At 46.7% G+C, this 12,391-nt stretch carries 12 protein-coding genes; 5 read left to right on the forward strand and 7 right to left on the reverse strand.

Features of this window, described 5'->3' with window-relative positions:
• Positions 1-2: 2 nt before the first annotated feature.
• The gene (locus AC3AP5_RS02940) at positions 3-1,310 is read left to right on the forward strand and encodes an amidohydrolase family protein (RefSeq protein WP_348671216.1); all 1,308 of its coding nucleotides are present in this window, start codon (positions 3-5) and stop codon (positions 1,308-1,310) included.
• 48 nt (positions 1,311-1,358) lie between these two features.
• Here AC3AP5_RS02940 and AC3AP5_RS02945 read toward each other — a convergent pair whose 3' ends face one another.
• A complete protein-coding gene (locus AC3AP5_RS02945; RefSeq protein WP_006956637.1) occupies positions 1,359-2,153 on the reverse strand; it encodes a response regulator in 795 nt (264 codons plus the stop codon).
• A 103-nt stretch (positions 2,154-2,256) separates the two neighbouring features.
• Between AC3AP5_RS02945 and AC3AP5_RS02950 the strand changes: the two genes are divergently transcribed.
• Both AC3AP5_RS02950 and AC3AP5_RS02955 read left to right on the forward strand, forming a co-directional pair.
• On the forward strand, positions 2,257-2,562 hold the full coding sequence (locus AC3AP5_RS02950) for an STAS domain-containing protein (RefSeq protein ID WP_006956639.1): 306 nt from the start codon (positions 2,257-2,259) through the stop codon (positions 2,560-2,562).
• Positions 2,562-4,244 carry a PP2C family protein-serine/threonine phosphatase gene (locus tag AC3AP5_RS02955; RefSeq protein WP_006956641.1) on the forward strand — a complete coding sequence of 561 codons (1,683 nt, stop codon included), beginning with the start codon at positions 2,562-2,564 and terminating at the stop codon, positions 4,242-4,244. The genes AC3AP5_RS02950 and AC3AP5_RS02955 overlap by 1 nt, the downstream gene beginning before the upstream one ends.
• On the opposite strand, the gene yciH is transcribed toward AC3AP5_RS02955, so the two are convergent.
• The 3 genes from yciH to AC3AP5_RS02970 are packed head-to-tail and all read right to left on the reverse strand — an operon-like array spanning position 4,225 to position 6,034.
• Positions 4,225-4,560: a stress response translation initiation inhibitor YciH gene (yciH, locus tag AC3AP5_RS02960; RefSeq protein ID WP_006956643.1), complete on the reverse strand. Its 336-nt coding sequence runs from the start codon at positions 4,558-4,560 to the stop codon at positions 4,225-4,227. The two genes, AC3AP5_RS02955 and yciH, sit on opposite strands and share 20 nt — an antisense overlap.
• A 6-nt stretch (positions 4,561-4,566) precedes the next feature.
• Entirely contained in the window at positions 4,567-5,322 is a 756-nt protein-coding gene (locus AC3AP5_RS02965) for a hypothetical protein (protein WP_040488138.1), read from the reverse strand.
• A gap of 31 nt (positions 5,323-5,353) precedes the next feature.
• A complete protein-coding gene (locus tag AC3AP5_RS02970; RefSeq protein WP_006956651.1) occupies positions 5,354-6,034 on the reverse strand; it encodes a sensor histidine kinase in 681 nt (226 codons plus the stop codon).
• A gap of 99 nt (positions 6,035-6,133) precedes the next feature.
• On the opposite strand from AC3AP5_RS02970, the gene cysB reads away from it, so the two are divergent.
• Entirely contained in the window at positions 6,134-7,108 is a 975-nt protein-coding gene (gene cysB, locus AC3AP5_RS02975) for an HTH-type transcriptional regulator CysB (protein ID WP_006956652.1), read from the forward strand.
• A gap of 25 nt (positions 7,109-7,133) precedes the next feature.
• On the opposite strand, the gene AC3AP5_RS02980 is transcribed toward cysB, so the two are convergent.
• The 3 genes from AC3AP5_RS02980 to pabB all read right to left on the reverse strand — a co-directional run bounded on the left by AC3AP5_RS02980 (position 7,134) and on the right by pabB (position 10,666).
• The gene (locus AC3AP5_RS02980; RefSeq protein WP_071462400.1) at positions 7,134-8,507 is read right to left on the reverse strand and encodes an L-serine ammonia-lyase; all 1,374 of its coding nucleotides are present in this window, start codon (positions 8,505-8,507) and stop codon (positions 7,134-7,136) included.
• Positions 8,508-8,634: 127 nt separating this feature from the next.
• Positions 8,635-9,246, reverse strand: coding sequence for a CoA pyrophosphatase (locus AC3AP5_RS02985; protein WP_272977367.1), 612 nt, complete (start codon positions 9,244-9,246; stop codon positions 8,635-8,637).
• Positions 9,239-10,666 carry an aminodeoxychorismate synthase component I gene (pabB, locus tag AC3AP5_RS02990; protein WP_287830297.1) on the reverse strand — a complete coding sequence of 476 codons (1,428 nt, stop codon included), beginning with the start codon at positions 10,664-10,666 and terminating at the stop codon, positions 9,239-9,241. Before pabB ends, AC3AP5_RS02985 begins: the two co-directional genes overlap by 8 nt.
• A gap of 181 nt (positions 10,667-10,847) precedes the next feature.
• Here pabB and AC3AP5_RS02995 point away from each other — a divergent pair, with 181 nt between their 5' ends.
• Complete coding sequence (locus tag AC3AP5_RS02995) at positions 10,848-12,371, forward strand: fumarate hydratase (protein ID WP_487326966.1); 1,524 nt, start codon at positions 10,848-10,850, stop codon at positions 12,369-12,371.
• The last annotated feature ends 20 nt before the right edge of the window (positions 12,372-12,391 follow it).

A 12,391-nucleotide genomic window follows, 5' to 3' on the forward strand; every position in this document is an offset into this window, starting at 1 on the left:
TCATGAAATTACTTAATAAAGCACTGACCGCGGCTTTGCTTAGCGCATGCGCAGTGACGCAATCGGTAGCGCACGACGAGGTGCCAGGTAAGAAACAAGCACAGCCCATCGTGTTGCAGAACGGTACTTTACACACGGTGACTAAAGGCGTTTTAAGTCAAACCGACTTATTGTTTGCTGATGGTAAGATCGTCGCAATAGGTCAAGATCTGGCGGTACCCGCCGACGCGCAAGCAATCGATATCAGCGGGCAACATGTGTATCCGGGTGTAATTGCCATGGACACGACGTTAGGTTTGAACGAGATCGAGGCGGTGAGGGCCACTCGTGATGCTGATGAAGTCGGTGATGTAACACCGGAAGTGGCGGGGCACATTGCCTTTAACGCTGACTCCGAAGTGATCCCGACGGTTCGCTACAATGGAGTGGCGTATGCGCAAGTGGTGCCAGAAGGCGGTATGGTGAGTGGGCAATCATCTCTCATGCAGCTCGATGGTTGGAACTGGCAAGATGCGTTAGTCGCGGCAGAAGAGGGCGTACACATTAATTGGCCACGTACTTATGTGGTAGATACATGGTGGGAGCGCCGCTCAGCAGAAGAGCAACGTAAAGCCAATGCTGAAGCCTTGCAAAAGCTTAAGCAAGTATTTGCTGACGCTAAAGCCTATTATGATGCCAAACGTGCAGGTCGCGATATTCCCGAGGACCAGCGTTGGGAAGCGATGATTGGCTTGTTTGACGACAGCAAGCGTTTATATGTGCACGCACAAGATAAGCGTCAGCTTGAGCAAGCTATTGAAGTCAGCCAAAGCTATGGTTTTGATCTCGTCCTAGTGGGGGCTTACGATGCGTGGCGCATCGCGGACAAACTGGCTGAATTGCAAATCCCGGTTGTTTTCGGCTCACCGTTTGGTTTGCCGATGCGTGAAGATGATGGCTACGACCAAGCATTTTCTACCCCCGCTCGTCTTGCCGAAGCTGGGGTGAACTTTGCGATTGCGTATCCAGGTTACTGGGATGTTCGTAATTTACCGTTTGCGGCCGGTAATGCGGTTGCCTATGGCTTAGATGCACAGCAAGCGCTTAAAGCGATTACACTTAAGCCTGCTGAGTTTATGGGCGTTGCCGATAAGCTGGGTTCACTCGAAGAAGGTAAGCAGGCGTCGATTGTTGTTTCGAAAGGGGATTTACTTGATCCGATGGGACAATCGTTGACGCACATGTTTATCAATGGCCGTGCGGTGAGCTTAGAAAGTCGTCACACTGAACTGTATAACAAGTATCAGCAAAAGCCGGCTCGTAGCGAATAATCCTTGAATATTATTCGATATAAAAAGCCACTTTCCGAAGTGGCTTTTTTATTGATCTAATAAATTGATTAACAGCTTTTTAAGCGTTGCGGGTTCAAAGGGTTTATCTGTTAGCGCATCGACACCGCTTTGCTTGATATTGGTTACTTGCAGCTCGTTAGCTTGCGCAGTCACCATCAGTATAGGGGTGTGTGCATGAGACGGGTCTTGGCGAACGTGTTGAGCAAATTCGCTTCCACTCATTTCGGGCATATTAAAATCGGTAACTATTAAATCAAACGACTGTTGATTGAGAATTTCAATAGCAGTGACGCCGTTGTTTGATTCTACAATATGTTCAACGCCCATATTTTCAAAAACACGGCGTAACGCGTGTAGAGAAGTCATGCTGTCATCGACAAGTAAAACACGAAGGTCTTCTACGTCAAATAAATTGAGCTCAACGGATTCTGGTTCTATTAAATCAACAGTAGCGCGAATTGCGCGTTGCAGTTGTTGGCTGCTAAATGGTTTAGGTAAAATAGCAACGATACCTGCTTGCTTGAATTGCTCTAACTGATCGGGGCGGTGTTCACTTGAAACCAACATGAAATGAACCGTATCTTCTAAGTTCGATGCGTGAATAAAATCAATTAGCTGATGTGCTGTACCATCTTCAAAGTACATGGCACTGGTGACAATATCAGGCTGCCATTCACGAATTAACGTTTTTGCTTCTGCGATGGTTGACGCCCCTCGAGTTTCCGTTAATTGAGCTTGCATTAAGTGCTGACCGATAACTTTTCTCTGGACATCTGATGGTTCGACTAGAAGGATGCGAAGTTCGTTAATTGAAAGAGACATACTTATTTATTATTAAGATTTTTAAAAAGAGTATTTGATTTAGTCGGCAAACTCAATTAAAAAACGTTATGCTAGGAGCAATAATAATTAAAAAGGGGAAGTTATGAGCGTCACTCGTGAGTTTTCAGCGGACCAAAAGCAGTTGATTATCACTATAAAGGGTAAATTCGACTTTGGTTTGGTGCAAGAGTTTAGACAGGCCTATAGTCATATTGGCGACAGCGAGCCTTTGGTTATTATTGATTTGCGAGAAACGGAGTACTTGGATAGCTCTGCACTAGGTATGCTCCTGAATATGAGAAAGTCGCTTGGTTCGACGGTCAAAGGAATACACCTAATCAATGCTCGGCCAGAAGTAAAACGCATTTTAGATATTTCACGTTTCGAGAAAATGTTTACGATTGCGTAATGAAGATCCTTGTTGTCGACGACCAAAAGGCGAACCAAATCATGTTAACGGGGTTGTTGACGTCGTTCGGACATGAAGTGGTATGTGCTAGCAATGGTCGTGAGGCGTTAGGCTTATTTGAGCAGGTTCAGCCTCAACTTATATTGCTTGACGTGATGATGCCAGAGATGGACGGCTTTGAAACAGCCCCGAGGCTCAAAGCCATGTCTGGTAACGTGCACTTGCCGATCATTTTTCTCACCGCTCTAGATTCCCAAGATACACTTTTAGAATGCCTAAAAGTGGGCGGTGATGACTTTTTAAGTATCCCGTTTGAGCCTGTAGTGCTTCAAGCTAAAGTGAATGCCCATGCACGGGTGCGAGAGCTAAGTTATTCCATTGTTGAGAAGAACCGCGCGTTAGCATGGCACACAGCGCGTATGGAGCGCGAGCAAAATGTGGTACAACACATGCTTGAAAACGCACTGGCGGATAATCAACTCAACTATTCGTTCGTTAAAAGTTATCTGCGTGCCACCAGTGATTTTAACGGCGATGTGTGTTTAGGACGTAAGGGTCCGTTTGGAAACTATTATATCTTCTTGGGCGACTTTACTGGCCATGGTTTAGCGCCGGCCACCGGCGCGTTACCCGTTGCTCAGGCATTTTTTAGCATGGCTGAACGTGGCCTATCGGTTGGCGATATGGCGACCGAATTTAATAATCGACTCTACAAAGTGTTGCCGGACGATATGTTTTGTGCAGCTATAGTGGTAGAAATGTCGGCAAATGGTGACCGAATAAGTTGCTGGAATGGTGGCATGCCGGACGCACTTCTTCTTGATGCGCAAGGGCGCTTGGCGCATCGTATTAAACCCCAGCATATGGCACTGGGTATCCTTTCTCGCAGCGAGTTTAATAGTCAGTTAGAACATTATTTCCTAAGCCCCGGTCAGCGATTGGTCATGTTCAGTGATGGTGTAGTGGAGGCCTGCAATCACAAGAATCAAATGATAGGTGAAGAGCGATTTGCGAACTGGGTTACCGAAATGCTGGATAGCGACTGCTCGGAAGTTCAATTTAATGCCATCGTGCAACGTATAGACGACTTCACAGGCAACGCATCACTGAACGATGACTTATCTTTGGTCTGTCTCCAATGTCAGCCAACGGGTCTAGAGCCTCAAGCAAGATCAATAAAGGGGTACCACCTGCCGTTTTCTCTTCGCGTCACGCTGACCGAGTACGATGTCCGTGATCGCGACCCCATGCAAAGTATGGTGGATTCGCTCGCTAAACTCGATGCTTTACAGCCTCATAAAACATCGCTTTACTTATTGTTTGCTGAAAGCTTCAACAATTTACTGGAACACTCAGTCTTAGGGATGCAGTCTGAGTTAAAACACGAAGAAGGCTTTGAGAGATACTACGAAGAGCGGCAGTCACGTATTGAGCAGTTACAGGGGCTAGAAATTTATTTTGACATCAATTATGAGCCCAACTTAAATAGGCTTGCCTTTACGTTGTCGTCAAACAGCGAACATCGTTTTGATGGTCGCTGTGATAGGTCGACAACGATTGAAAACGATGACACTTATGGTCGCGGGATTAACCTTATTAATCAAGTCGCCGACAAAGTTGAGTGGCGTGACGGCGGCACGCTGCTTTACGTTAGCTACTCGCTCAGCCGCCCGCTTGTTTAACACGGTAACCTTGTTTAGTCAGCCATTTTTCAATGATATCACGCTGGTCACCCTGAAGCTCAATAACGTACTCTTTCACTGAGCCACCAACGCCACACTGTTGCTTTAGCTTTTTTGCCATTTGTTTGAGTTCATTCTGCGGTAAAGCTAAACCCGTCACCAGTGTGACACCCTTGCCCTTACGTCCTTTGGTTTCGCGTCGCAAACGCACAATTCCATCACCTTCGGGCACTTCTTCTGCTTCTGGCTCCGGACTAATGCGGCCTTGATCGGTGCTATAAACCATTTGTGACAATTGGTCTTTCCAATCTGACATACTGAATTACCACTTTTTCTTGGGTTGAAATAATTCCTCGAGCTCGTCGCTTTTTCGTTTGCGAGCATCATTTTTATTGGTGACGCGCAACTCGTTGGTGATTTGTTCTAGTGACGCCTCAATTTGCTGGTGGCGGTGCTCAGTGTACTCATCGCTGTAAGTATGCTCATCTATGGTGCGTAGTGCCTTCTCGTAATATTGCCGTGCGGAACCGAGCATACTGCTATTATAAGCATTCTCACCACGCTTGATTAGCGTCTCGACACTGATTTTTAATTGCAGCTTTTGTAGGCGCTGATCCTCAATATTATACACTTGTGTGTCAACACGGCCTTTTGCGTGTTCACTGCGTAATGCGCTTCTTAGGCGCTTAAGCGCATTGATCATGGCAATAATTTGCTTGTCATTGTGCGGCAATTCAAAATCATCAGAGATGACCGATGTGTCATTAACATCAAGACCCTGTATGCGGTTTTCGTATTCGTGGATACGGTCTTTCAAAGCATCGGACGGCATGACTTCGTTCATGTTGACGAGTAAATCTTTGGCGCGCGAATTCAATAGCGCATAGACGGAACGCCCAACCGGGAAATAACCCGTGATGTTGATGAGATCTTCAACCTGATCAAGTATTGCGCGAAACTTGGCATAACGCTGTCTGCGTTCTAAATTTTGTTTTTGTCGATACTGCTGTACAGCACTGATCATAATGGCCATCAGTACGAGTAGAATGATCAACGATATTATTATTGTGTAAACCATAATTTGAGTCTGTCGCTACCATTTAATACTGCTAGGGCAGGTGTAAGGTAAAACGGCTGCCGCCTAACGAGCTAGAGTTTTCTAGTTTAATATATCCTTGCTGTCCTTTGTACTCGTGTGCCTGGGCGATAAGCCTAGCGAAATAGAGTCCGAGTCCTGTGCGACTTCCTTCCATGTCTAAATAACGTGCCGATAGTTCGTTCAGTACTAGCAAAGATTCCGGGTATCCCGGACCATTGTCCTCTATCGTAATAGAACAGCCACGTTCTGCAACACGTTGCGCCTTTATAATAAGCTTATCGGCGGTGTAGCGCATAGCATTAATGACAACATCATTCAGAACCTGCGTAATCAAGCTTCGATCGCCATAAAAGTAAATATCCTCAGGTAATTTAACGTCGACCTCGATTGCTTTGTGTTGGCTATAAAAACGATTATTCATGACCAGTTCTTCGATAATTTCGTCTACGTAGACTTGTTCGCTTTCGATATGCCAAGCATCTTGCTGACGATATAAAGCCAGTAAGTGAACGAGATTGGTATTGATGCGTTGTGCCTCGTAATGCATATGCGCCAATTCGTTCTGTGTCGCTGCATCGTTCACCTTGTAGGAGATATCTTGCAGTTGTTGTACAAGTAGTCCTAATGAGTTTTTCATGTCATGCACGGAAACGGCTAGCAGCGTGGAAAAATCAATGGACGGTTTAGACATGTTAGCCTCTATCGATTATTGCAGAATGCATTTGGCATAGGATTCAAATTTAATATATGATTTTTTCATATTAAACGGCAGCAAATAAGGTCTGCTTATATGAAGTTACAGCAATTACGTTATATTGTCGAAGTTCTCAATCACAATCTGAATGTCTCATCGACGGCGGAAAGTCTGTTTACCTCACAGCCAGGTATCAGTAAGCAAGTAAGAATGCTTGAGGATGAATTAGGCGTACAGATTTTTGGCCGCACCGGTAAACACCTGACCCATGTGACGCCCGCAGGTCAAGAGGTGATACATATTGCTCAGCAGGTGCTCGAGCAAGTGCAGGCAATCAAAGCCGTGGCCGCTGAACATACGCAACCTGATTGCGGTAAATTAAATATTGCGACGACGCATACCCAAGCCCGGTATGCACTGCCTAAGGTTATTAAGCGGTTTATTGAGCAATATCCGAAAGTATCATTGCATATGCACCAAGGCTCACCTACTCAAATCAGTGAAGCAGCGGCTAAAGGAAAAGCCGATTTTGCCATCGCGACCGAAGCACTGCATCTCTATCAAGATTTGATCATGTTGCCTTGTTATCATTGGAATCGCTCCATCATCGTGCCCAAAGACCACCCGCTGGTTCAGATTGATAAGTTGTCGATTCAAGATATTGCGCAGCATCCTATCGTGACTTACGTGCATGGGTTTACTGGCCGTTCAGAGCTTGATAAAGCATTTAATGCGGCAGGAGAAGAGCCACAGATTGTTTTCACTGCCACAGATGCTGATGTGATAAAAACGTACGTACGCATGGGAATCGGTATTGGTGTGGTGGCGACTATGGCGTATGACGCTGAAGAAGATACTGATCTCGTCGCGTTACCAGCAGCTCATTTATTTGAGCCGAGCACAACCAAGATTGGGTTCCGCCGAGGATCGTTTTTGCGGACTTATATGTTTGACTTTATTGAGAACTTTGCGCCGCATTTGACCAAATCAAGGGTTGAGGAAGCAATGCAGTTACGCAGTCATGAGGAAATTGAGAAGTTATTTTCGGATATCGAGTTACCGACCTTATAAGCCGGTAACTCGATAGCCAGCGCGGTTAGCATTCGATGATGTTAACCGCTAAGCCACCACGAGCAGTTTCTTTATACTTCGTTTTCATGTCGTTGCCCGTTTCCCACATCGTCTTGATGACTTTATCGAGCGAGACCTTGTGATCACCGGTACCGCGCATTGCAAGACGAGCAGCATTGATTGCTTTAATCGCGCCCATCGCATTACGTTCGATGCACGGCACTTGCACTAAACCTCCAACAGGGTCACAGGTCAGTCCTAAATTATGCTCCATGCCAATTTCCGCAGCATTTTCGACGGTTAGGGCAGAGCCCCCCATGTATTCTGCAAGACCTGCTGCAGCCATTGAACAGGCGACTCCGACTTCACCTTGGCAGCCGACTTCGGCACCCGAGATCGAGGCGTTTTTCTTGTATAAAATGCCAATCGCAGCTGATGTCAACAAAAATCGAACGACAGAATCTTCATCTAGGGTTTCGATGAACTTATCGGCATAACTCATTACTGCCGGAACGATACCCGCAGCGCCATTGGTCGGGGCTGTTACAATACGACCACCTGCCGCATTTTCCTCGTTTACCGCCAGCGCAAATAGATCTACCCAATCCATAAACTGCATGGGTTCGGTTGATTTCTCTTTTTTCAAACGTTGATACAAACAAGAGGCCCGACGTCTCACTTTTAAGCCGCCTGGTAGAATACCCTCGGTGTTAATACCGTTCTCGATGCTTTGTTGCATCGTGCGCCAAATTTTCATTAGACCCGAACGAATCTCGTCTTCTGTTCTAAATACTTTCTCATTGGCCATCATCAGCGAGCTGATGCGCATACCGGTATCTTTAGTATGTTGAAGTAATTCAGCCGCAGTGTCGAACGGGTAGGGGATTGGCTTATCCGACTGCTCAATCGCCTCTTCAAGCGTCTCGTCAAAGTCTTCGTCACGTACGATGAACCCGCCACCGATCGAGTAGTAAAGATCTTTGTAAATAACCTCACCTTGTTTGAGGAGTCTGAGCTCCATTGCATTCGCATGCTTAGGCATGGTTTTACGACGATGGAAAACGATGGCGCCTTCTTTTGGAAAGTCGACTTCTTTCTCTTTCAGTAGCACCAGCTTTTCCGTATCTCGGGTCTGCGCGAGAAAGTTTTCGACATTATCGGTATCCACAGTCTCGGGCAGCTCACCTGCTAAGCCTAAGATGACGGCTTTACCTGTACCATGGCCTTTACCGGTTTGGCCTAACGAGCCAAATAGCTCAACTTCAATACCGTCAGCGTCAGCAAGAACGCCTTTTTCCTTGGCTGCTTCTAAAAAATAATAGGCAGCTTTCATCGGCCCTACCGTGTGAGAGCTCGATGGACCGATTCCTATTTTATAGATATCAAAAACACTGATCATACATCTGACCCATTTGGTTAATTCGAGAAATTATACCTATTGTCGCATGCTTGCCACCCGGTATGGCAAGTAAAATTGCGGAATAATATAGATTTCGCGAGTATAGCGTAACTACTTTGGTTAATCGCTAATTGAGTGGACTTACCTGTTGTTTCAGTTCAGGTTGCAAGTGCTCGGCGAGTTCACGAAGAATGCCCGCAGTGGCGCCCCATATATTGCGATGTTGCCATGGAATAAAGTAAATACGGTCGTAGATAAACTTCCGAATACGATAAGCATAATGATTATAGGGATCGAGGATGTCGGCAAGTGGGACTTCAAAAATTTCGGCCACTTCACTGGGTTGCCGCTTGAGCTCGTGGTGGATGCGAGCAAACCCGATGAAAGGACGAATATTGTAATAACTCAGTACCGGATAATCTTGTAAACGACCAATAACTTCGATGTCACTCCGATTTAAACCAATTTCCTCTTCAGTTTCGCGTAGTGCCGTTTCGAGTAAGTTACGATCCGACTGATCGAAACGTCCACCGGGAAAACTAATCTGGCCGGCGTGTTTACGTAACGTTTTGGCACGCTGCGTGAGTAGCAACGATAAGCCATGAGGTCGTTCAACTAATACAATCATCACAGCAGCAGGACGTAGCTTTTGCTTCAGCACGTTATCTACTCGACGCTCGATCTTAGGGGACGGTTGTAAGTTGAAGCGACGCAAGAATTCGGCGCGCGTTTTAATCATCGGTCGTCTCCAACGTTGGCAAAATGCGCGCAACTTTATCAAATGTTTCTTGGTACTCTTCCTCTCCCTTCGAATCGTACACGAGCCCGCCGCCCGCCCAGCAATGTATGATACCGCGTTCAGCAACTAAGGTCCGAATGGTAATACTACTATCGCTGTTACCGTTTACTGATACGAATCCAATGGAACCGCAATACGCATTTCGACGATTAGGTTCAAGCTCTTCGATGATCTCCATTGCGCGAACTTTGGGCGCGCCGGTGATCGAGCCCCCTGGAAAAGCGCCGCCCCATAAATGGAAGGTGTCGCTGTGCGGGTTTAACTGACCGACCACGGTAGAGACTAGGTGATGGACGGCAGGAAAGCTCTCGACGGCAAACAACTTTGGCACATCGACTGAATGAGGTTGGCAATGTTTACTCAGGTCATTTCGCAGTAGGTCGACAATCATCAGATTTTCAGCACGATCTTTTTCAGCGTTAATCAGCGCTAAGCGATTGGCTTCATCTTGCTCTGCTAAATGACTCCGTGGACGCGTACCTTTGATGGGCTTAGTCTCGACTTGACCTTGTGCTGAAACAGAAATAAATCGCTCAGGCGACACACTCAGTAAACAGCTTGTCGGTAAGCGCATGAATGCACTGAATGGTGCGCGGTTGCTTGCTCTCAATTTAAGGTAGGCGAGCCACTCCGCACCTTGGTAATGAGCGCTGAAGCGTTGTGCGAGATTAATCTGATAACAGTCTCCGGCCGCAAGATAGTTTTTCACTGCATTAAACCGGCTGAGGTAATCGTCGGCAGACATATTGCTTTGCCATTCGCTGGTAAGCTTAAATGGCTCAGTTGAGCACGCTGACTGCTCTAACCATTGCGATTGGCGTTCATTAAAGGTGTTTGTAGGGGCTAGAAGAAACACGCGTTTTTCCAGCTTATCGATGATTAGGGCATTGAGATAAATACCAAATACAGCATCGTTAGTCTCATACTCATCTGGATTAACGTCAGGCAGCCGTTCTAATTGACGGCCAAGGTCGTAACCCATCAAACCAGCAAGACCTCCGCAAAAGGGGAGTCTATCGGCGTCGCCATCAAGTTGTATTTGCCTACCCAACTGATCATGAATTTGACTGGCGGCAGAAATAAAGTTGTCTGCCGAGCAGCTCAGATCCAAAGGGCTCTGCTCAGATGTTCGAGTTAACGTTGTAGCCTGACCTCGTGCTGTTAAGACGTACTCGGGCTGCTTGAGGAGAATATGATAACGACTATTGGGGTGGTCAAAAGCAGCGGAATCTAGCCAAAGACTATACTCTTGGTGCTGTATCGAAGCAAAGCGTTGTTGTACCCAAAAGTCCCAGTCCTCTGCTCGAGAAGATTGGCTTGGGACCCGATGATCAATTAGTTCACGAAGTGTCAGTTGCACAGTGTCGTTTACCCCAAAAGTTTACGGCTTATCGTCGTTTTAGACGCAGTATACCATAGGCATTAACCCAATCATCTCTAGTCATGGCGATTTGAAAACGCTATTATGAACGGCACTATTCTGCCGTGTAAATGCCTGTTTGCGGCGGTATTAATATCATAGCTAAGCTGAGGTGCAGTGAATGGCCATCATTCGTCAAAATGATTTTATCGACAGTATTGCAGACTCATTGCAGTACATTTCCTATTACCATCCTATCGACTTTATTCAAGCGCTTGATGAAGCGTATCAGCGTGAGAAGAGTGAGGCGGCGAAAAACGCCATCGCGCAAGTGCTGACGAACTCGCGTATGTCTGCGCAAGGGCACCGCCCGATTTGCCAAGATACCGGTATCGTGACCTGTTTTGTCAAAGTCGGAATGGGTGTTCAATGGGATAAGACCGATATGACCGTGCAGCAAATGGTTGATGAGGGAACTCGCCGTGCTTACACGAATCCTGAAAACCCGTTACGTGCATCCATCGTTGCCGATCCCGCCGGTACGCGCAAAAATACAGGTGACAACACGCCTGCGGTAGTGCACTTAGATATGGTGCCAGGTGATAAAATCGAAGTGATGATTGCAGCCAAAGGTGGCGGTTCAGAGAATAAGTCGAAAATGGCGATGCTTAATCCGAGCGATTCGATTGCTGATTGGGTTGTTGAAACCTTACCAAAGCTAGGCGCGGGTTGGTGTCCACCGGGGATGCTGGGTATCGGCGTCGGCGGTACCGCGGAGAAATCAGCGGTGCTAGCAAAAGAGTCACTGATGGATCCGGTAGATATCCATGAGCTTATCGAACGTGGTCCACAGAACGCTGAGGAAGAGCTACGTTTAGAGATTTTTAATCGAGTTAACGCATTAGGTATTGGCGCACAGGGTTTGGGTGGTGTGACCACAGTATTGGATGTGAAAATCAAATCACTGCCAACTCACGCAGCATCCAAACCTGTCACTTTAATTCCAAACTGTGCTGCCACACGTCATGCGCACTTTACGCTTGATGGCTCGGGTCCTGCGGACTTAACGCCACCAAAATTAGAAGACTGGCCGCAAGTGACGTTCGAACTGGGTGATGATGCGCGCCGTGTGAATTTGGATGAGGTCACAAAGGAAGACATCCAAGAGTGGAAAATGGGGGAGACGGTCTTGTTGTCGGGTAAACTCTTGACCGGACGTGATGCTGCTCATAAGCGCATTAAAGAGATGCTGGCCAATGGCGAAGAACTGCCCGTCGACTTTAACAATCGCTTTATTTACTACGTTGGTCCTGTTGATCCTGTTGGTGAAGAGGTTGTCGGTCCGGCGGGTCCAACGACATCAACTCGAATGGATAAGTTTACCGATATGATGCTCGAAGAGGCCGGTATTATTGGAATGATCGGTAAAGCGGAGCGTGGTCCCGAAGCGGTTGAAAGTATACGCAAGCATAAAGCGGTTTATCTTATGGCTGTCGGTGGTGCTGCATACTTGGTGGCTAAAGCGATCAAGAAAGCGCGTGTTGTAGGCTTTGAAGATTTAGGTATGGAAGCGATCTATGAATTTGAAGTCGAGGATATGCCTGTGACAGTGGCGGTCGATAGTGACGGTCACAATGCGCACGAGCAGGGTCCTGCGATTTGGAAGGTTAAAATTGCAGAGCTTGATGAAAAGCTAGGAGCATAAATCGTGTTGAACGACATGAT

Source organism: Idiomarina sp. D18, assembly GCF_057748155.1.

What these genes read in the sequence shown, in the direction of transcription:
- AC3AP5_RS02980 (WP_071462400.1), bottom strand. Translation starts at nt 8,507, where the DNA reads ATGATCAGTGTTTTTGATATCTATAAAATAGGAATCGGTCCATCGAGC.
- AC3AP5_RS02970 (WP_006956651.1), bottom strand. Translation starts at nt 6,034, where the DNA reads ATGTCTAAACCGTCCATTGATTTTTCCACGCTGCTAGCCGTTTCCGTG.
- yciH (WP_006956643.1), bottom strand. Translation starts at nt 4,560, where the DNA reads ATGTCAGATTGGAAAGACCAATTGTCACAAATGGTTTATAGCACCGAT.
- AC3AP5_RS02965 (WP_040488138.1), bottom strand. Translation starts at nt 5,322, where the DNA reads ATGGTTTACACAATAATAATATCGTTGATCATTCTACTCGTACTGATG.
- AC3AP5_RS02995 (WP_487326966.1), top strand. Translation starts at nt 10,848, where the DNA reads ATGGCCATCATTCGTCAAAATGATTTTATCGACAGTATTGCAGACTCA.
- AC3AP5_RS02955 (WP_006956641.1), top strand. Translation starts at nt 2,562, where the DNA reads ATGAAGATCCTTGTTGTCGACGACCAAAAGGCGAACCAAATCATGTTA.
- AC3AP5_RS02945 (WP_006956637.1), bottom strand. Translation starts at nt 2,153, where the DNA reads ATGTCTCTTTCAATTAACGAACTTCGCATCCTTCTAGTCGAACCATCA.
- AC3AP5_RS02985 (WP_272977367.1), bottom strand. Translation starts at nt 9,246, where the DNA reads ATGATTAAAACGCGCGCCGAATTCTTGCGTCGCTTCAACTTACAACCG.
- AC3AP5_RS02950 (WP_006956639.1), top strand. Translation starts at nt 2,257, where the DNA reads ATGAGCGTCACTCGTGAGTTTTCAGCGGACCAAAAGCAGTTGATTATC.
- cysB (WP_006956652.1), top strand. Translation starts at nt 6,134, where the DNA reads ATGAAGTTACAGCAATTACGTTATATTGTCGAAGTTCTCAATCACAAT.
- AC3AP5_RS02940 (WP_348671216.1), top strand. Translation starts at nt 3, where the DNA reads ATGAAATTACTTAATAAAGCACTGACCGCGGCTTTGCTTAGCGCATGC.